The sequence below is a fragment of the Lentzea sp. NBRC 102530 genome (assembly GCF_030269365.1).
Taxonomy (GTDB): domain Bacteria; phylum Actinomycetota; class Actinomycetes; order Mycobacteriales; family Pseudonocardiaceae; genus Lentzea.
Genome location: NZ_BSTF01000003.1, coordinates 303,271 through 321,838 on the forward strand (window position 1 = coordinate 303,271; position 18,568 = coordinate 321,838).

Below are 18,568 nucleotides of genomic sequence, written 5' to 3' on the forward strand. Positions count from 1 at the left end.
CCTTTGTCGGGGGCTGACGACAGGACCAATGACGTGATCATCCGGCTGCTCGGACCGCTCGAACTCACCGGTCCGAACGGAGCAGTTCAACTCAGCAGTGCCGGTCAGCGGACGCTGGTCGCACGGCTGGCGCTGAACCCGGGAGAAACGGTGCCGAGGAGCGCGCTCGTGGACGCGCTCTGGTCGGACGAGGCACCGGCGACCGCCACGAAGACCTTGCACAGCCTGCTGGCGCGCCTGCGGGGGCAGATCCGCGACGCCGGGCTGGGCGAGCTGATCATGACCCGCGAGCCGGGTTACGTGTTCAACGCGTCCGCGGACACCGTGGACGTCGCACGGTTCGAAGCGCTCGTCTCATCAGCACGGCAGAGCACCGAACCGTTGGAGAGCGCCAAGATGCTCCGCGAGGCACTGGCGTTGTGGAACGGGGATCCGCTCGCGGACTGCCGTCCCGGCGACTGGACGCGGCAGGAGTCGGCGCGCCTCATCGACCTGCGGATGGACGCGACCGAGGACCTGATGGACGCCTCGCTCGCGCTGGGCGAGCACGCCGCGGTGGCGCCGCTGGTCAACTCGCTGGTCGAGCAGCACCCGTTCCGCGAACGGCTGTGGGAGCAGCTGATGCTCGCGCTCTACCGGTGCGGGCGGCAGGCCGAGTCGCTGGGGGCGTTCCAACGCGCGCGCGGCGTGCTGATCGACGAGCTCGGCATCGAACCGGGCACCCGGCTGCGCGATCTCGAACAGGCGGTGCTGACCGCCGATCCCCGCCTCGACCTGGCCGAACACGTCCCGGTGCCGGTGCGCGGCAACCTCCCGGCCGACAGGTCGAGCTTCGTCGACCGCCCGGAGGCCGACCACGTCGCCGACCTGATCCGCCGGCACCGGCTGGTGACGCTGATCGGCGTCGGCGGGGTGGGCAAGACGCGGCTCGCGATGCACGTGGCGCGGGGCGAGCAACCGCCCGACGGCGTGTGGCTGGTGGAGCTCGCGGCGTTGCGCGACAGGGCCCTGGTGCCGCACACCGTCGCCGAGGCGCTCGGGGTGGTGGACCAGACGGGGCGTGGCCAGTTGAACGTCCTCACGGAGTTCCTGACGGGCAAGGACGCGTTGCTGGTGCTCGACAACTGCGAACACGTGGTGGCCCACTGCGCGGTCTTGGTGGACACGCTGCTGCGCGTTGCACCGAAGCTCCGTGTCATCGCCACGTCCCGGCGCGCGCTACGCGTCTATGGCGAGCAGGTCCTGTCCGTAGCGCCGTTGTCCGTGCCGTATCCGGCGGCGACGTTGTTCGCCCAACGCGCTGATGCTGCCATCCCCGGTTCGTTCGTCATCACGCCCGAGAACGAGCGTGCCGTGACGGACCTGTGCCGCAGGCTGGACGGCATCCCGCTCGCGATCGAGATGGCGGCGTTGCGCGTGCGTGCGCTGACGCCCGCACAACTCCTGGAACGCCTCGACGACAGGTTCCGGGTGCTGACCGACGACGGGCGCACGGCGTTGCCGCAGCACCAAACCCTGCTGGCGACCATGGACTGGAGCTTCGACCTCTGCTCGCCGCGCGAACAGCTGTTGTGGGCGCGGGCATCGGTGTTCGCCGGCAGCTTCGACCTCGGCGCGGCCGAGGCCGTGTGCTCGGACGACGCGCTGACCGCGGACTTCATGTTCGACGCGGTCGACGGCCTGGTCGACAAATCCGTGCTGCAACGCGAAGAACACGCGGGTGTGGCGCGCTACCGGTTGCTGGAGACGATGCGCCAATACGGGCAGACGCGCCTGCGTGCGAGCGATGAGGAGCCACGGCTGAAGGCGCGCCATCGTGACTGGTACGCGGGCATTGCGCGGCAAGGGGAACAGGCCTGGTTCACGCCCCGGCAGGCCGCGACGGTCGGGGCGATGGCGGCGGAACGCGGCAACCTGCGCGCCGCTCTGGAGTATTCGCTGACGACACCGGGCGAGGCGGATTCGGGGCTGCGGCTGGCGTCGACGCTGTGGTTCTACTGGGTGGGCTGCGGCCGGTTCGCCGAGGGACGGCACTGGCTGAACTGGGCGCTGTCACTGGACACCGAACCGTCGAACGCGCGCTGCAAAGCGTTGTGGGTCAACGGCTATCTCGCGACCCTGCAGGGCAACACGGCCGCGGTGCCGGCGCTGCTGGAGACGTGCCGGACCGAGGCGGCGGCGCTGGGCGACGAGGACGCCGACGTCTACGCGACGTACGTGCAGGGCGCGGCGGCGGTGTTCGACGACGACCTGCCGTTGGGCGCGACCCTGCTGGCGGAGGCCGATCGCCGGCACGCCGAGCTGGGGCACATGGACAGCAACGTCGTCATGGCACGGGTGGCGTTGGCGATCACCGTGGCGTTCGGCGGGGAACTCGACCGTGCGGCGGAGATCTGCTCGAACGCGCGCGCTGTGTGCGAGGAGAACGGCGAACTGTGGGCGCGGGCGTTCGCGTTGTACGTCCTGGCGTTCGTGGCGATGGGCCGCGGTGACGTCGCCGAGGCCCGCGAGCTGGCCACGACCTCGTTGCGCATCAAGGAGAGCTTCCACGACCTGCTGGGCATCGCGGTGTCCGTGGAGCTGCTGGCGTTGATCTCGGTGATCACCGGTTCGGCCGCGCACGCCGCGGTGCTGCTGGGTGGCGCGGACCGGGTCTGGCAGTCCGTCGGGCTGCCCCTGTTCGGGTCGGCCAACTTCGCCGCCTCGCACGACCAGTGCGTCGCGTTGTGCCGGCAGGCGTTGGGGCCGGAGGGGTACGAGGAGCACTTCGCGCGTGGTGCCGCCATGACCGTGGCCTCGGTGGTGGCGGCCGCGCAGTCGTGACGCAGGTTCCGTGCAACCGGTGCGCGCGACGCTGGCGGGATGAGGACCAGCGTGCGCACACCAGACGCGGGAGTCGTCGAGGAAGTCCTGAAACTCGCGGCGCGGGCGCCGTCGTTCGGCATCGTTCCGCCGTGGCGATGGCGCAACGGCACCGAGTGCCTTGAGCTGGTGACGACGCGCACGGACCAGATGGCGTTGCTCGCGTGTGGTGCGGTCCTGCACCACGTGCGGGTGGCGTTGTCCGCGATGGGCTGGGACTGCCACGTGCTGCGGGCCGCGCAGCCGGACGGCCAGGTGGCGTCGGTGCACCCGCGCTGGGAGCTCGACCCGTTCTCCTGCGAGGTGGCCTCCGCGGCGGCGATCTCGTTGCGCAGGGCCGATCCCCGTCCCTACCTGTCCGACGAGGTGCCGGACTCGGCGCTGACGTGGCTGTTGCACGCGGCCCGCGCCGAGAACTGCGAGATGGAACTCGTGGCGCGGCGCAACGGCGTGCTGCTCCGGATGGTCGGCGAGGACTGGCTGAGCGTCGGTGAGGCCGTGAGCGCCGTGGTGCTCGCATCGACCGTGTGGGGACTCGCGTCGCAACCGCTGCTGCACGAGGGCGAGGTGCTCGTCCGGGTGGGCTGGCAGTCGCCCAATGCCGAACCGTTGCCTCAGTCGGCCCGCTAGCGCGCCGGTTTGCGGGGACCATGGGTGCGTGGACCGGGACAGGACGCTGGCGCACCTCAGCGACGACGACTGGCGCAGCCCCGACGCGTCGTCGACCCAGCTGTACCGGGACCTGTGCGCGTTGCGCGATCTGCCGGTCGGGCAGCTGACCCCGACGTCGCTGCACCTGCTGGTCACGCACCAGGTGGGGCTCGACGTGACGGCGCTGCTGGCGTTGGAGGAGGTCGAACGCGACCCGCTGCGGTCGGTCTCCCTCTACCCCGGTGACCTGCTCGCCGCTCTACTGAGAGTAGATCACTCGTTCTGGGCCGATCACCCAGCGTTGCTGGCCAGGATGTCCGCTCTGCTGGACCGGCTGCGGACGTTGCCCGACGGCGACTGGCACCTGCTGGTGTCCGCGGCCGACCAGTTCCCCGGTTAGGTGCGCTTTAGGCGTCCCTTTGCCACGGCGTGAGTTGCTTGCAACATGACAAAGACCCTCGCGGCCGCCGGCCTCACGCTGGCGTCCCTCGCCACCTCCGCCGTGCTGTTCTCCCCCGTGGCTTCTGCCGAGACCTGCAAGGCTTCCTACTACTCCGGCGGCGGCACGACCGCGAGCGGCGAGCGCTTCGACCCCGACAAGCTCACCGCCGCGCACAAGACCCTGCCGTTCGGCACCCGCGTGAAGGTGAAGAACCGCGCCAACGGCAAGACGGTGACCGTGCGGATCAACGACCGCGGCCCGTTCATCACCGGCCGGTGCGTCGACCTGACGCCCAAGGCGTTCAAGACGATCGCGACCCTGTCACAGGGAGTGGTCGGGGTGACGGTCACCAAGGTGTGAACGAGTAGAAAAAGACCGGTTTCCTTGACCCAATCGAGTGAACGAGATACTCAATCTGGGTGTTCGGGGCAATGAGTGGGCCTGCTCGGCTCGCAACCGGAGCTGTGGTCGGCGTTGTCGTCGCCGCGTTTGGCGTGCTCGGGACCTATGCCGGGGGCCTGATGGGGGCTGAACCGGAAGGTCCCGGCAGCGACAGACCGGCGCGCGTTTCGCTCATCAACACGCCTTCGTTGCTGCCGACGGAATCCGAGCTCCCGTCACAGACAGTGGCGTCGAGTTCGTCGTCCGCACCGTCGTCCTCCGCGTCTTCGTCCTCCTCGGCCACCACGACGACGAAGACCACCAACACGCCTTCGAGCGTCGTCGTCACCACGACTCCACCGCCGCCCGTCACGACAACGACCCCGCGATCGCGGCCGCCGGTGACGACGACCACGACCACGAGGCCGTGTGGACTGATCTTCTGCTGAGCTAGGCGGTCCTGCGGCGCGCGAGGAAGATCGACGCGCCACCGAGCAGCAGGGTCAGCGCACCCGCGAGTGCCAGACCCTCGACGCTCGCACCGGTCTGCGCGAGCGGGCTCGCCGTCGCCGTCGGGCGGAACGTGTCGACCTGCACGACCTTGGCCGGCTCGGGCGTTTCGGGCTGCGAGTCGCCACCACCCGGCGTGCCACCGGGCTCGTCAGCGGGAACGACCTCGACGGCCCAGCCGTAGTTGCACCACTCGGGGCAGGACGCGGCGTTGATGAACCACTCCGGGTGCTTCAGCTTCCACGGCCCCTCGACGACAGGCCGGTAGAGCCCGACCGGGATGTCGGTGAAGAAGGCCCGTCCGAACTCGTCGTCCGTGGTGGTGGCGGTGGCGACGACCGCACCGGTCTTCGGGTCGACCAGGCTGATCGAGACGCCGGTCAGGTGCTCGGCGTCGTTCATCCACCCGTTGCCGTCGCGGTCCACGTAGACCGAACCGTTGGTGTCCGTGCGGCGGTCGCCGACCTGGACGTACTCGAAGACGCCGGGGAAACCGTCGAGGATGCCGTCACGCGGACCGAAGTCGCACCCGATGAAGGCGTAGCCGTAGACGTCGGCGTTCTCCGGAATCACCGCCGCGGCCGTGAACACGCGGGTCTGCCCGGCGGGGATGGTCGCACCCTTGTTCCAGTCGAGGTCGCTCAGCCCGTTGGGGAACGTCAGGTGCGGGCCCATGCCGGCGCGGTTGCAGCCCTCGACGACGTCGACGACGTCGGCGCCACCCCGGTTGGACAGGGTGATCTCCACGGTCGCGGACCCGCCGGGCACGGGATCGGTGGCGATGATGCGCGCGGACGCGGACAGCTGGTCGGTCAGCGGCCGGACCGCCTGGAAGCGCAGGTTCGAGGTGGCCCCGGTGCCGTCCACGTTCTGGTAGTTGTTGCCAGGGGTCAGGACCCAGCCACCGGGCAGCTCGGTGAAGTTGAGCGACCAGACGCGCAGTTCGAGGTCGGCGAGGGTGAAGCGGCCGTTGGCGTCGGTGCGGGTGCTCGGGTCGCCGTTCGGGTTCCAGCCGGCGTTCGCGTACACGCGCGCACCGGCGAGGCCCTCACCGGCGTCCTGCACGCCGTTGCCGTTCGCGTCGCCCCAGAGGACGCCGCTGATGGTGCCCGTCTTGACCGTCTCCCGCACCGCGAACTCGATGGTGGCGTGACCCTCGTACGGGTTCGCGTCGTTGGCGGCGTAGACGCGGATCATGAACTTCGAGATGCCCGGCGCCACGTAGGTCTGCGGCTTGCCCGTGAGGGTGTAGGTCCGCGTCTCGCCGGCCGCGAACTTCGTCGTGCCCCGCAGGTCGCCCCAGCTCTCCAGGTCGACGCCGTAGTACGGCCCCGACTGGTGGTCCTGGTACGCGTAGACACCGGTGGCCTCGACGGCCGAGGTGTTCGTGACGGTGAGCTTGACCGTCACGGTCTGACCGACGAGGAACGGACCGGAGCCGACGACCTCGGCCGAGGCCTTCATGTCAGCCTGGGCGACGGGGTTCTGCTGCTGCTCCTGATCGGCCGGCTTCTCGCCGGCCTTCTCCTCGGGCTTGCCCGCCGGGGTGTCGGCCGGGGCGTCGGCCGGCTTGTCAGCGGGCTTGTCGGCCGGGGTCTCGGTGGCGGGCGTTTCCGTGACCGGCGTCTCGGTGACCGGCGTCTCGGTGACCGGCGTCTCGGTGACCGGCGTCTCGTCCGGAGTGGACGGTGCGGTGGTCTCGGCCGGCGTGCTCGGCGCCGTGACCTCGGTGGTCGGTGTGACCGGGTCTTCCTGCGCGGATGCGGTGAAAGTGGTGGTGGCCGTCAACGCCAGAACGGCCGCGAACACGGCCGATCTGCGCGCGGCACCACGCGCACGTGATGCGGACAAAGCAGAGCTCCCCAGAGATAGGCCACCGCGCCGACGCGACACGACCCCCGACGTACCGCGCAATACCCCCGCCGTGCGGTGTGCATGGCTTCAGGCGTGGACGCTAAGTCGGCCGACCTGGGAAAACAAGTCTCTTTTAGCTCACAATCGGCGAACTGCGCCGCTCGTAGATCAAGTCGAACCGGCTGGTGTCGGTGAGCCCGTGCCGGAGCAGTCTCGCCACGTCGACCAGGTTCTTGTCGGCGCGGCACAACGGTTCGCTGACCTGGTCGAGGCACGCGTTGACCAGGTCGTCGTTGCTGGGCAGGGAAAGTCCGAAGTGGAGCTCCTCCAGCCGGGCCACGAACTCGGCTCGCAGGAAGGCGATTTCCTTGTCCGTGTACACACGTTCCGCACGTCCGTGCTCCCACATCCAGAACACGAAGTCCACGAACCGCTGTCGCTCAGGCACTTCGTCGTGCGACGAGGTGCGCGCCGCGGCCAGCCGCGTGCAGTACCGCCACCACGAACGGAAGTCCGCGGGCGCTTTCGTTGCCGCCCAACGAACCCGTTGCTCGACGGGCATGGCGGCGACCGCTTTCAGCTGCTGCCACACGATCTTGGGGTCGCCGTCGAACGTGATCGTGAGGTCGCGCCCGAACGCCGTGCAGACCTTCTGCACGCTGCCGGGGTGGTGCTCCTCGCCCACGCCCACGAACAACGTCATCTGCGACTCCGGCGCCCAGTACTCCTGGAGCCCCTGCCTCGGCCCGCCGAGCGCGACGAGGTCGACGCCGCGCCGGGTCAGCTCCGCGGCCAGGTCGTCGAACATCATCAGGCCCTCGAACCGGCCGTGGTGCGCGGCGACGGCGTCGTCCACCCACTCGGGACCGTGCTCGAGCCGGTGCGCCTGCACGGCGAGGTGCTCGCCCTGCCAGCCCAGGTCGCGTCGCCGGAGGTACCAGCCGACCTCGACGAGTCCGTACGAACGCCAGTAGGAGCGGCCGCTGCGGTTCTCGCCGCCGAGCCCGCCCATGACCGTGGCGGCGGCGTCCGGGCCGAGGTTGGCGTCGAGGCCGAGGACGGTGCCGGTCTGCACGACGTCCGCGAAGAAGCCGGTCTTCCCGCTCACCGCGGGGCGTCGACGTTCAGGCCCACCGGGCAGCTGACGCCCGTGCCGCCCAACCCGCAGTAGCCGTAGGGGTTCTTCACGTCCGACAGGTACTGCTGGTGGTAGTCCTCGGCGTAGTAGAACTCGCCGAGCTCCTCCACCGTCGTCGTGATCTTCCGGGCACCGGCGGCATCGAGCGCCTGCTGGTAAACGTTCAGCGAAGCTTCAGCCGTGACGCGCTGGCCCTCGTCGGCCACGAGCACCAGAGATCGGTACTGGGTGCCGATGTCGGCTCCCTGCCGCATTCCCTGGGTCGGGTCGTGGCCCTCCCAGAACACCCGCAGCAGCTCCGCGAACGGCAGCGCGGTGGGGTCGAAGACGACCAGGACCACCTCTGCGTGGCCGGTCAGGCCGGAGCAGACTTCCTCGTAGGTGGGGTTCGGGGTGGTGCCGCCCGCGTAGCCGACGGCGGTGGTCCAGACGCCCGGCGTCTGCCAGAAAAGGCGTTCGGCGCCCCAGAAGCAGCCGAGTCCGAGGACGGCGGTCCGATGACCGGACGGGAAGGGCGGCTGGAGCGGCCGGTCCGTGAACACCGCGTGGGACGGCGCCACCTGCAGCGGTTCAGTTCGGCCCGGTAGAGCGTCTGCCGGGGCCACCACCTGCGGTTTGTTGCGTCCGAACCAGGCCATGCGGCCAATATATCGGTGCGAAGCGCCACAACCAGGTCACGACTTGAGAGGCCCGCACGAAGGCCTTACAGGACACGGGCACAATGTCCGAGTCTCATGTTCGCGCGGAAGGGGGTGCCAGGGGTGACCTGGCAAGACGAGCTGCAGAAGCTCGACAACGAACTCGCCTCTGGTCGGATCTCGGCTGACGACTACCGACGTCGCCGGGACGAGATCCTCTCCGGTTCTGCGGGTGGTGCACCTGCTCAGGCGGCACCTCAGGCTCCGTTCGCTCCCCCGTTCAAGTGGGAGGCGAAGCCGCCCAGCGCCTCGAACTCGGACGCCACCCAGGTGGTCCCGAACCAGGCGCCGCCCCAGCAGCAGCCGCAGCAGCAGAACCCCAACCCGGACGCCACGCAGGTGGTGAACACGCAGAACCGGTCGAGCGACGCGGAGCGGACGCAGTACGTCACGCCCGTGCAGCCCGGTCCCGGCGGGTGGGGCCAGCCCCAGCAACAGCAGTCGGCGCCGCCGCCGTGGATCGGTGGCGACTTCGACGCGATCAACCAGCCCTCGCCGGGCTGGAGCCACGGACCCGAGGTCTTCGACGAGGGTTCCAAGGGCGGCAAGGGCAAGGTCATCGGCATCGTGCTGGCCGTGGTCCTGCTGGCCGGTCTCGGTTTCGGCGCCTACTGGCTGTGGGGCCGGGGCGGCACCGACACCACCGCCGGTGGCACCACGACCACGACGTCGACCAGCACCACGCCGAGCGCGCCGCCGGACCCGTTGCCCGCGGGCAAGCTGCCCGGCAAGGTCGCCGAGAACAAGCAGGTCAAGGACTTCACCCCGGTTCCGACGCTCAAGTACCTGCTCGACAGCGAGGTGCTGTCCTACAACGTCGCCGGCGCGACCAAGACCAAGCTCGTCCAGTTCACGACGGACGACGGTTCCAAGGGCATCCTGCTGATCGTCCAGGCCAAGGACGCCGCGGCCGCCAAGACCGCCGCCAAGGAACTGGCCGACATCCAGATCAACAACGGCATGACCGAGGCCACGGGCGCGCCCAACGGCGTGCTGGTCGGCAACCTCGAGGCCAAGGCTCCGGACAACGCCCGCGTGCGTGGTCACTACACGAGCAAGGACCTCATCATCCGGCTCGACATGTCCTCCAAGACGACCGAAGCCGCGCAGAAGAACTTCAAGGACGCCCTCGACGCGCAGTTGAAGGCCCTGTCTGCCGATGAGTGACGAGCGCCGGGTCACCGCCTGCACGGTGGTGGCCGGCAACTACCTGCCCGCTGCCCGCGTCCTCGCCACCTCGTACCTGGAGCACCACCCCGGTCACCACTTCGTCATCGCTGTCATCGACGCGGAGTGGGACCGGACCGAGGAGCAGAACGGCTGGACGATCGTCGGTCCCGGCACCGCCGGGATCGGCGAGGACGACTACTTCCGCATGGCCACCGGCTACTCGGTCACCGAGCTCGCCACGGCCGTGAAGCCCTACCTGCTGCGTGAGCTGCGCAAGTCCAGCGATGTCGTCATGTACATCGACCCGGACATCGAGGTCTTCGCCCCGATGCCCGAGCTCGCGGACCTGGCGATGGCGCACGGCATCGTGCTCACGCCGCACTTCCTGCAGCCGCTGCCCCGCGACGGCAAGGAGCCCAGCGAGGCCGCGATCATGGGGTCCGGCATCTTCAACCTGGGCTTCGTCGCGACGGGTCCGGGTTCGGAGGCGTTCCTCGACTTCTGGGCCGAACGCCTGCGCCACGACGCGATCGTCGCGCCGCACAGGCAGCTCTTCACCGACCAGCGCTGGGTCGACCAGGTCCCGGCGTTGTTCCCGAACACCGTGCTGCGCGATCCCGGCTTCAACGTCGCCTACTGGAACGTCCACGAGCGTCCGGTGCGCGAGGAGAACGGCGTGTTCACCGCGGGCGGGGAACCGTTGCGGTTCTTCCACTACAGCGGTTACCGCCCCGAACGCCCGTGGATCCTGACGAGCCACGCGCCGTTCAAGCCCCGTGTGCTGCTGTCCGAACACCCGGTCGTGCGTCAGCTGTGCGATTCGTACGGCGCCAAGCTCAAGGCGAACGGCTACGCGCAGACGCTGGAGTCGATCCCCTACGGCTTCGCGAAGGCCGCGGACGGCACCAAGATCACCCCGGCGATGCGGACGCTGTTCCGCGACGCGTGGGTGAAGGCGGAGCGCGAGAAGGAGGACGCGCCGCCGCACGCGTTCGACGCCGAGCACCACGCCGCGCTCAAGCAGTGGCTGACCGAACTGCCCGAGAACGCGCCGAAGGACAGCGGCCTCAACCGGCTCGCGCTCGCCGTCTGGGAGTCGCGGGCCGACCTGCAGATGGCGTTCCCCGCACCGCACGGCGCGGACGCGGAGGGCTTCCGGAGCTGGTGCCGCACCAGTGGCATCCGCGAGGAGGCGTTGCCGGCGTGGGCGCTGCCCGGCGAACCGGCTCAGCTCAAGGAGCCCGTGGACGCGTTCGGCGTCAACGTCGTCGGCTACCTGACGGCGGAGCTCGGTGTCGGCGAGATGGCCAGGATCGTGCACGACGCGATCGACCAGGCGGGCGTGCCCGTCGCGTCGGTCGTCGAGGACGAGCTGGTCACCAACCGCAAGGGCATCGACCGGCCGGGCACCGTCGGCGAGCCGCGCTTCCCGGTCAGCCTGCTGTGCGTGAACGCCGACCAGACGCAGGCCGTGCTCCGGCACCGCCCGCAGGTCGGTCACCACCGCTACCGGATCGGCCTCTGGGCGTGGGAGCTCGAGGACTTCCCCGAGCACATGCACGCCGCGTTCCGCGAGGTCGACGAGGTGTGGACGGTCAGCGACTTCGTCCGCGACGCGCTGACCAGGCACTCGCCGGTGCCGGTCAAGACGATCCCGGTGCCGGTGCGCGATCCGGGTGAGCCGGACCGCCGTCCTGACCCGGCGCAGGCGCGGTTCCTGTTCGCGTTCGACTTCGCGAGCATCGGCGAGCGCAAGAACCCGTGGGGCGTCGTGACGGCGTTCCAGAAGGCCTTCGAGGGACGCGACGACGTCCGGCTCGTGCTGAAGGCGATCAACGGCGCGAAGCACCCGCACACCGCGGAGAAGCTGCGCGTGCTGATCGCGGACGACGACCGGATCGAACTCGTCGAGCGCTACCTGAGCGTGGCCGAGCTGGACGAGCTGTACGCGACGAGCACCGCCTACGTGTCGTTGCACCGCAGCGAGGGCTTCGGCCTGACCGTCGCCGAGGCGATGGCCCGCGCGCTGCCGGTGATCTCCACGGACTACTCCAGCACCACGGAGTTCCTGGACGAGCGCACCGGCTGGCCCGTCCCGTACCGGCTCGTCCCGGTGGGCAAGGGCAACTACCCGTACCCGGAGGACTCGCACTGGGCGGATCCCGACCTCGACGCCGCGGCCGCCGCGATGCGTGAGGTCGCGGACAACCCGGAAGAGGCCGCACGGCGCGGTAAGGCTGCACGCACGCACGTCCTGCGCACGAGGTCGATGCGCGACGCGGCGACGTGGATGCGCGAGCAGCTCGAAGCGGCCTACCAGATCTGGAAGTCCCCGCACGCGTCCCAGACCGGGCAGAAGATCGACGACCCGCTGCAGCCGTTGCGCGACTCCCGGCAGGCTCTGCTGTGGCGGGCGGAGGTGGGCACCGCGTCCCGCATCCCGCTCGCCCCGGTGCTGCGCAAGGCGGTCCTGCGTTCGATCGACCACTACGACGTGCACCAGCGCAAGGTGCTCGGCGCGGTCGTCGACGGCGTGGAGCACACGCTCGGCTCGATGATGGCGCGGCTGGAGGCGGTCGAACGCGACACCGAACGGCTCACGCTGATCGAGCACGAGATCTCGGACCTCGCCGACCAGGGCCGTGAGCTGGGCGAGGACTTCGCCCGGCTGGACAAGTCCGTCACGGACCTCGCCGCCGACCGGGGTGACGAGCTCGCCGCCGCCATCGACGAACGCCTGGGCAAGGTCTGGGAACGGCTCGAGGCGAGCGACCGCAAGACGTTCGAGATGTTCGCCGACCGGGACCGCAGGCTGGACGACGACGAGGCGCGGTTCGCGCACGTGGTCGAGGACGTCGAGGCGGTCTACCAGGTGCAACGCCTCCGGCACGCCCCCGTGCCGCCGGACGCCGACGTGGTCGTGTGCGACGCGGGCACGTTGCTCATGCCGAAGGACGCCGTGGTGTTCCCGTGGCTGCAACACCACCGTTCGTGGGAGATCGGCGAGGCCGATCTCATGGCGGAACTGGTGGGCGACGGCACGTTCCTCGACATCGGCGCGCACGTCGGCTATCACACGTTGCGGCTGCTCCAGCGCACGTCGGGCATGGCGGGCGCGGTCGCGGTGGAGGCCAACCCGGTCAACGCCGACTTCCTGAGCCGCAACGTGCGGGTCAACATCGGCGACCGGGCTCCGGTCACCGTGCTGGCCATGGCCGCGTGGGACTCGGAGACCGAGATCCGCCTGGTGCAGGCCGAGGAGAACAACAGCGGCGACTACCGGGCCCACGAGGGTTCGGGTGCCGGCGTGGTGATCCCGGCGGTCCGGCTCGACGGCCGCGACGAGGTGACCTCGCAGCGGATCTCGCTGGTCAAGATCGACCTGCAGGGCCGTGACCACCGGGCGTTGAACGGGCTCACCGGCATCGTCGAACGGGACAGGCCGCACGTCGTGTGCGAGTTCGACCCCGGCGCGATCGAGGAGCTCGGCGACGACCCGGCCGAGGTGCTGGCCGAGTACCGGGCGCTGGGCTACGACCCGTCACCGGTGCGGGAGAACGGGACCACGGGTGGTGACTACACGGACGCGGAGCTGATCTCCGAGGCGATCAACTCGGAGTCCGGGTTCACGACTTTGTGGCTGCGACCCAGCTCACCTGCGCAAAGCTAGGAAATTTGGCGTAACGTCCTGCGACAATCGACGGGTGGCGACGAAGGTTGCCACCCGTTCGTCGTCTTCTGGGGGAAGGATTGACCGCGTGGAGGACGGTCGTCGCAACGTCCGGCCTGCCCGGCTGCTGAGTGCGCTCGCGGTCGTCGTCGCGCTGGCGGGTGTCGCGTTCGGGGGGTGGCTGATCTGGGGAGGACAGCCGTTGCCCGCGACCGCGCGCAACCTCGAACCGACCGGCGAGGAAGGCCGGCTGGCCGCTGATCCGCTGGCCCTGGCGGACTTCGACTCCGGGCTGGAGAGCTACGCGTTCGTGCGCAGCTGGCCGGAGGTCGAGAACATGCAGTTCCTCAGCCCGGTGGAGATCGACACCTACGAGGCGGGGGACGCCGGCGCGGCTCGCGTGGCCGTCTCGTCGCGCCGTCCGGAGGGCAAGGTCATCGTGGCGGTCGTGCAACTGCGTGACCGGGACGCGGCGATCGCGGCTGCCGACGGGCTCGACGCGTACCAGTTCGAGGCGGGGTTCCAGCGGCGTGATCCGGAGCCCGCGTCCGTGCAGCGGCAGGCGGAGGTGTTCCCGGTGAGCGGGACGTCCGACCCGGAACGCAAGCCGGTCGTGCGCGCGCACTACGTCCACGGCGACCTGGTGGTGCGGCTGGAGTTGCACGCCAACACCGCCGAGGACGCGCGGGACCGGTTCGGCGCTCTGCTCGAGCGCCAGCTGAAGGTGTTGCCCGCCGATGGTTGACCAGGTGGTGCGGACCGAACGCGTGGCCGGGCTGTCGGTGCTCGCGGCGGCGGGGGTCGTCCTCGTCGGCTACAGCTACCTCTTCGGGCTCTGGACGAGCCGGTACGGGCAGTCGCCGGACCTGCTCGTGACGATCCGCGGCTGGGTGAACCAGCCGACCGGCATCGGTGAGGACTTCGGGTTCCTCGGCGTCGCGCTGCTGCTGGTGGTGGCCGGGTACGTGCTGTCGGAGTCGGCGGCACAGCGGTCGCCGCGGCAGTTCCTGACGTTGCTGGGGCGGACCGTGCTGCCGGTCGTCGTCGGCGCGGTGCTGCTCAGCACGGTGCTGGTGCTGGTGGGCGCCACGCCGTTGACCGAACCCGCCGAACCGTCGCTGTCGTTCGGCGCGGTGTTCGCGAACCTCTGGCTCGTACCGGGTCTCTTCGGGCAGCCGTCGTTGCTCGGACTCAACGCTCCTGTCACGGCTGCTTTGTTGTTCGTGCTGCTGTTGCTCGCAGTGCGGCCGTTGCTGCGCTATCCGAAGATCGCCGCGGTCGTGCAACTCGAGGTCGTCGGCGGGCTGATCCTGCTGGGCGGCTGGTCGAACGAGGTGGACGCGTCCTCGTTCCTGCACTCGCTCGGGCTGGTCGCGGGCTACCTGCCGCTGCTGCTGATCGGCCAGCTGGCCTGGATGTTCCGGTCGGGCGGGCTGAACGCGCGGTTCGGCGTCGGGTTCGGAGTGGCGAGCCTGGTGCTGCTCGTCGTGCACGACCGGTTGTTCCCGGAACTGGGTGGCTGGTGGCACCCGTTGAGCGGTGCTTATGCCGTGCTGCTGATGCTCATCGCACTGCCGCGTGGCGCTGCCGTCGCCGGCAAGGCCCCGGTGCGCTGGCTCGCGAGCCGCGCGCTGCCGTTGTTCTTCTCGATCCTGGTGGTCGGCTACGCCGTGCTCGGACTCCAGCGCGGCTGGATGCCGCTGGTGCTGGCGATCCCGATCGCATTCGCCGTGGCAGGTCTCTGCGCTGAAGGCGTGCATCGCGCCGTGGGGCGGCTGTCGTGACCGATACCTTGACCAAGCCTGTCGTGCCGCCGGCCGCCAAGCCCGCGACCGGGTACATGCACGGCCTCGACCTGCTGCGCGTCATCGCGTCGGTCTGCGTGGTGCTGACCCACCTGACCGCCTGGTTCACGTTGCGGGACAAGGACTTCTGGCTGGCGCACTGGGTCGAGCGCGACGTCGTCGGCACGTTGCACCTGAACCCGCGGCTGTCGTTCCTGGGTGTGGCGCTGTTCCTGGTGGTCAGCGGTGTCGTGGTGACGCACGTGGCCGACCGCGAGAAGCCGCTGCAGTTCCTGCGGCGCCGCGTCGTGCGGCTCCTGCCACTGCTGTGGGTCGTCACGCCGCTGGTCTGGCTGCTGATCAACCTGGGTTTCCAGGTGTCGTCGGCCAAGGAGAGCGACCTGACGTTCGGCGACATGATCAGCGGCATGTTCCTGGTGAACTACTTCCAGGACCCGTTCGTCGCGCTGGTCGCGGTGACGTGGACGCTGACCATCCAGATCGTGTTCTACGCGTACGTGGCGGCGACGATCCCGGCGCTGCGCCGCTGGCCGTGGATCCCGCCGCTGGCCGCCGCACCGTTGTGCTTCATCACGCTGCTGATCACCGACCAGTTCTCGACCAACACCTCGCACCAGATCGGCCAGTTCGGCGCGTACCTGCCGGTGCTCGTCATCGGTCAGCTGATCTCGCTCGTGCACTCGCGCAAGGTGCACCCACTCGCGGGCGTGGCCATCGGCGCGGTCCACTTCGTGCTGTTCACCTGGGCGGACAAGGTCGGCGGCTACACCTCGCAGGGCGATTCGGTGCCGCGGACGTTGTTCATCGCGGTGCTGCTGACGATCGTGCTGGTGTCCGCGTCCGGGCCGGTGACGCGGTCGGCGTTCGTCCGGGGCTGGTCGAAGCGGACGTACGCCATCTACCTCGTGCACCTGTCCTGCATGTACCCGCTGTTCGACACTCTCATGGGTGTGCTCGACCCGAACCTCGTCGCCGTGATGGGGCTCGCGCTGACCGCGTTGGTGGCCGAGGTCCTGCACCGCCTGGTGGAGATGCCTGCCCACAACGCCACCCGACGGTGGGAGAAGCGGACCAAACGCTGATCTGAACCGTATCCACCAGGTGCACCGATCGTTACCCCTGGTGTGCAACACCCCGCCCCAGACGTCGGTCAGAAGACCAGAGTCGCGTTCGTGGACATCGGCCGGGCGGTAGCCGCGCTGCTGGTCGTCTACAGCCACCTCTCCGAGCAGTGGGTCGCCAAGGTCGAGGGCGACGACGCGCCGGTCTTCTCCTTCGTCGACGCACTGACGTCCGACCCGATGCACATGGGACTGCAGGGCATCGGGCAGATCGCCGTGCCGTTCTTCTTCCTGGTCAGCGGGTTCGTCGTGACGCCGATCGCGATGAAGCAGGGCCAGTGGCGGTTCGCCGTGAACCGGTTCGTGCGCGTCTACATCCCGATGACGTTCGTCGTGCTGCTGACGGCGCTGGTGATGACGCTGGGCGCCGACGCGCACTCCGTGGTCGTCGGCAAGAACCACGACATCACGCTGTGGACGATCATCACCAACTCGCTGGTGGTCAACTACCTGATCGTGCCGCAGGTCGTGCTGGTCGGCGTGGCCTGGACGCTGGTCGTCGAGGTCATCTTCTACGTCCTGCTGGTGTTGCTGCTGCCGTTGCTGCGCAAGCACGTGTGGCTGGTCATCTCGATCCTGCTCGTGTTCGTGTTCGTCGTGCTGATGTCGCGGCGCGAGTTCGGGCCGTCGTGGGCGTTGTTCGCGGTGAACGTCTCGTACCTGCCGATACCGATCCTCGGACAGATCATCTGGGCGACCACGACCCGGCGGATCCCGCTGTGGGCCGGCGGGGTGTTCTTCGGCGTCGCGTGGTCGTTGTACGTGCTGGGCGAGCACCTGAAGCTCGGCCGGCTCGACACCTCGTACCCGCTGGCGCTGATGGTCGCGGTGCTGTTCTTCTTCGTCGGCCTGTTCGCCGAGCCCCGGCTGCGCGAGCGCAAGGTCTGGATCGCGTTGTCCGAGCGCAGCTACTCGATCTACCTGTTGCACGGTCTGGTGGCGTTCGGGCTGCTGAGCCTGATGCGGCCGACGCTGCCGCTGTGGCTCGCGATGGTGCTGGCGATGGTCGGCCTGGCCCTCGTCGTCGAGGTGAGCTACCGGCTGGTCGAGAAGCCGAGCCACGTGCTCGCGCGCAAGCTGTCGCGCCGCAGGCGGCCCGCCGACACCCCGTCGTCGCCCCAGGTCGTCACGGCCGAGGTGACCGTGGAGATCCCGCGGGTCCGCAAGCCTGCGGAGTCCTCCGAGGAGTCTCCCGAGGAACAGACGGCGTTGCTGCCCCGCGTGCCGGCGTTCCCCGCCGACGACCCGGACGAACGCCGCCGGCGCCGGCTGGAGGACAGCGCGACGCAGGCGATCTCGGTGGCCTCGTTGCTCGCCAAACAGGAGCAGGAAGGGCAACGGCGCGACCGCCGGCCGACAAATCGCCCCGTGCAGTGAGTCGGTCCCACCTGCAACCGCGAGCGAGTGCTACACGTCTACTACGGGTGTAGGAGCCACTCGGAGGCGACAATGTTGATCACCGTGACATTAGTCACATTGGGCGGTTTGGCGTTCTTGGTGCGAACCGTAGCGGTCCTCCTGGCCGTTTCCTCTTCCAAGAAGACCAACGATTACCCTGCGCCACAAACGTCCACCAATTGAGATACTCGTTCGGAGTACGTCTTACGGCGGAACGTTGACTTACCGTACGATCCTTTCGGGTCGTATGACTGATCAGTCACCCGAAGGGGACCTCACAGGGGTAGGTGCGCCATGGACCACGCACTGAACAAGGTCATCGAGCTGCGCGAGAGTGGCTTTCAGTTCCTCCACCTGAGGGACGACGCCGGGCAGCTCGACCGAATCATGGCGTTCAAGCAGCGCAGAGGCTTCATCGACTCGATCCTGTTCTGGTCGGAGACCGAGGCGCGCGCGGGACGACTTCCCGCGGTGCGCGACTCCGCTCGTCCGGCCCAGGCCGTGTGGATCTACGAGGGCCCGTTGGTCGAGGCCGTGGACAGGCTGCTGGACCTGCCTGAACCCGGCGCGCGCAACGCTCCCACGTTGATGAAGGCGACGGCATCCGATCTCGCCGTCGTGACGACGTTGCCGTTCAAGCTGAAGTTGCCGCCCGGCGCCATCGCCTAGGCCGGTCCCGTCAGTTCTTTTCGAAGTCGCCGCGTTTCACGGCGCCGATGAACGACGCCCACTGGGGCGCGGCGACTTCCGAACTCGCTCGGTTCTTGGAGTCGCGCACGCGCGCGGCCTGGCCGTTCAGCGCGATTTCCACGCAGTTGCCGTTTCCGCCGTTGTTGCTGCGGCTGCTCTTGCGCCACACAGCAGACAC

General features: G+C 69.2%; 16 protein-coding genes. 11 read left to right on the top strand and 5 right to left on the bottom strand.

Annotated elements, in window-relative coordinates:
- Positions 1-33 precede the first annotated feature (33 nt).
- The 4 genes from QSK25_RS09075 to QSK25_RS09090 are packed head-to-tail and all read left to right on the top strand — an operon-like array spanning position 34 to position 4,315.
- A complete protein-coding gene (locus QSK25_RS09075; protein ID WP_285636291.1) occupies positions 34-2,823 on the top strand; it encodes an AfsR/SARP family transcriptional regulator in 2,790 nt (929 codons plus the stop codon).
- A 39-nt stretch (positions 2,824-2,862) separates the two neighbouring features.
- Positions 2,863-3,492, top strand: coding sequence for a hypothetical protein (locus tag QSK25_RS09080; RefSeq protein WP_285636294.1), 630 nt, complete (start codon positions 2,863-2,865; stop codon positions 3,490-3,492).
- A gap of 28 nt (positions 3,493-3,520) precedes the next feature.
- Positions 3,521-3,913: a contact-dependent growth inhibition system immunity protein gene (locus QSK25_RS09085; protein WP_285636297.1), complete on the top strand. Its 393-nt coding sequence runs from the start codon at positions 3,521-3,523 to the stop codon at positions 3,911-3,913.
- A 45-nt stretch (positions 3,914-3,958) separates the two neighbouring features.
- A complete protein-coding gene (locus QSK25_RS09090; RefSeq protein WP_285636300.1) occupies positions 3,959-4,315 on the top strand; it encodes a septal ring lytic transglycosylase RlpA family protein in 357 nt (118 codons plus the stop codon).
- Positions 4,316-4,460: 145 nt separating this feature from the next.
- Here QSK25_RS09090 and QSK25_RS09095 read toward each other — a convergent pair whose 3' ends face one another.
- The 4 genes from QSK25_RS09095 to msrA form a co-directional block, all read right to left on the bottom strand.
- Positions 4,461-4,751: a hypothetical protein gene (locus QSK25_RS09095; RefSeq protein ID WP_285636303.1), complete on the bottom strand. Its 291-nt coding sequence runs from the start codon at positions 4,749-4,751 to the stop codon at positions 4,461-4,463.
- 35 nt (positions 4,752-4,786) lie between these two features.
- Positions 4,787-6,697, bottom strand: a complete 1,911-nt coding sequence (locus tag QSK25_RS09100; protein WP_285636307.1) for an LPXTG cell wall anchor domain-containing protein — start codon at positions 6,695-6,697, stop codon at positions 4,787-4,789.
- A 136-nt stretch (positions 6,698-6,833) separates the two neighbouring features.
- Positions 6,834-7,808 (bottom strand): hypothetical protein, encoded by a 975-nt coding sequence (locus tag QSK25_RS09105; RefSeq protein ID WP_285636310.1) that lies wholly within the window; start codon positions 7,806-7,808, stop codon positions 6,834-6,836.
- Positions 7,805-8,476 (bottom strand): peptide-methionine (S)-S-oxide reductase MsrA, encoded by a 672-nt coding sequence (gene msrA / locus QSK25_RS09110; RefSeq protein WP_285636313.1) that lies wholly within the window; start codon positions 8,474-8,476, stop codon positions 7,805-7,807. Before msrA ends, QSK25_RS09105 begins: the two co-directional genes overlap by 4 nt.
- A gap of 123 nt (positions 8,477-8,599) precedes the next feature.
- Here msrA and QSK25_RS09115 point away from each other — a divergent pair, with 123 nt between their 5' ends.
- The 7 genes from QSK25_RS09115 to QSK25_RS09145 all read left to right on the top strand — a co-directional run bounded on the left by QSK25_RS09115 (position 8,600) and on the right by QSK25_RS09145 (position 18,369).
- Positions 8,600-9,703 (top strand): SHOCT domain-containing protein, encoded by a 1,104-nt coding sequence (locus QSK25_RS09115; RefSeq protein ID WP_285636316.1) that lies wholly within the window; start codon positions 8,600-8,602, stop codon positions 9,701-9,703.
- Positions 9,696-13,376, top strand: coding sequence for an FkbM family methyltransferase (locus QSK25_RS09120; protein ID WP_285636319.1), 3,681 nt, complete (start codon positions 9,696-9,698; stop codon positions 13,374-13,376). The genes QSK25_RS09115 and QSK25_RS09120 overlap by 8 nt, the downstream gene beginning before the upstream one ends.
- An 88-nt stretch (positions 13,377-13,464) precedes the next feature.
- Positions 13,465-14,121, top strand: a complete 657-nt coding sequence (locus tag QSK25_RS09125; protein ID WP_285636322.1) for a DUF7373 family lipoprotein — start codon at positions 13,465-13,467, stop codon at positions 14,119-14,121.
- Positions 14,114-15,160: a hypothetical protein gene (locus QSK25_RS09130; protein WP_285636325.1), complete on the top strand. Its 1,047-nt coding sequence runs from the start codon at positions 14,114-14,116 to the stop codon at positions 15,158-15,160. Before QSK25_RS09125 ends, QSK25_RS09130 begins: the two co-directional genes overlap by 8 nt.
- Positions 15,157-16,263, top strand: coding sequence for an acyltransferase family protein (locus QSK25_RS09135; protein WP_285636328.1), 1,107 nt, complete (start codon positions 15,157-15,159; stop codon positions 16,261-16,263). The genes QSK25_RS09130 and QSK25_RS09135 overlap by 4 nt, the downstream gene beginning before the upstream one ends.
- Positions 16,264-16,353: 90 nt before the next feature.
- Positions 16,354-17,679, top strand: a complete 1,326-nt coding sequence (locus tag QSK25_RS09140) for an acyltransferase family protein (RefSeq protein WP_285636330.1) — start codon at positions 16,354-16,356, stop codon at positions 17,677-17,679.
- Between the two features lie 315 nt (positions 17,680-17,994).
- Positions 17,995-18,369: a hypothetical protein gene (locus QSK25_RS09145; RefSeq protein WP_191302224.1), complete on the top strand. Its 375-nt coding sequence runs from the start codon at positions 17,995-17,997 to the stop codon at positions 18,367-18,369.
- 10 nt (positions 18,370-18,379) lie between these two features.
- Here QSK25_RS09145 and QSK25_RS09150 read toward each other — a convergent pair whose 3' ends face one another.
- Entirely contained in the window at positions 18,380-18,559 is a 180-nt protein-coding gene (locus tag QSK25_RS09150; protein ID WP_502881816.1) for a DUF397 domain-containing protein, read from the bottom strand.
- Positions 18,560-18,568: the final 9 nt, after the last annotated feature.

Bases quoted from the DNA above. Each gene is read 5' to 3' on its own strand.
- QSK25_RS09090 (WP_285636300.1), top strand. From the start codon at position 3,959: ATGACAAAGACCCTCGCGGCCGCCGGCCTCACGCTGGCGTCCCTCGCC.
- QSK25_RS09120 (WP_285636319.1), top strand. From the start codon at position 9,696: ATGAGTGACGAGCGCCGGGTCACCGCCTGCACGGTGGTGGCCGGCAAC.
- QSK25_RS09130 (WP_285636325.1), top strand. From the start codon at position 14,114: ATGGTTGACCAGGTGGTGCGGACCGAACGCGTGGCCGGGCTGTCGGTG.
- msrA (WP_285636313.1), bottom strand. From the start codon at position 8,476: ATGGCCTGGTTCGGACGCAACAAACCGCAGGTGGTGGCCCCGGCAGAC.
- QSK25_RS09145 (WP_191302224.1), top strand. From the start codon at position 17,995: ATGGACCACGCACTGAACAAGGTCATCGAGCTGCGCGAGAGTGGCTTT.
- QSK25_RS09080 (WP_285636294.1), top strand. From the start codon at position 2,863: ATGAGGACCAGCGTGCGCACACCAGACGCGGGAGTCGTCGAGGAAGTC.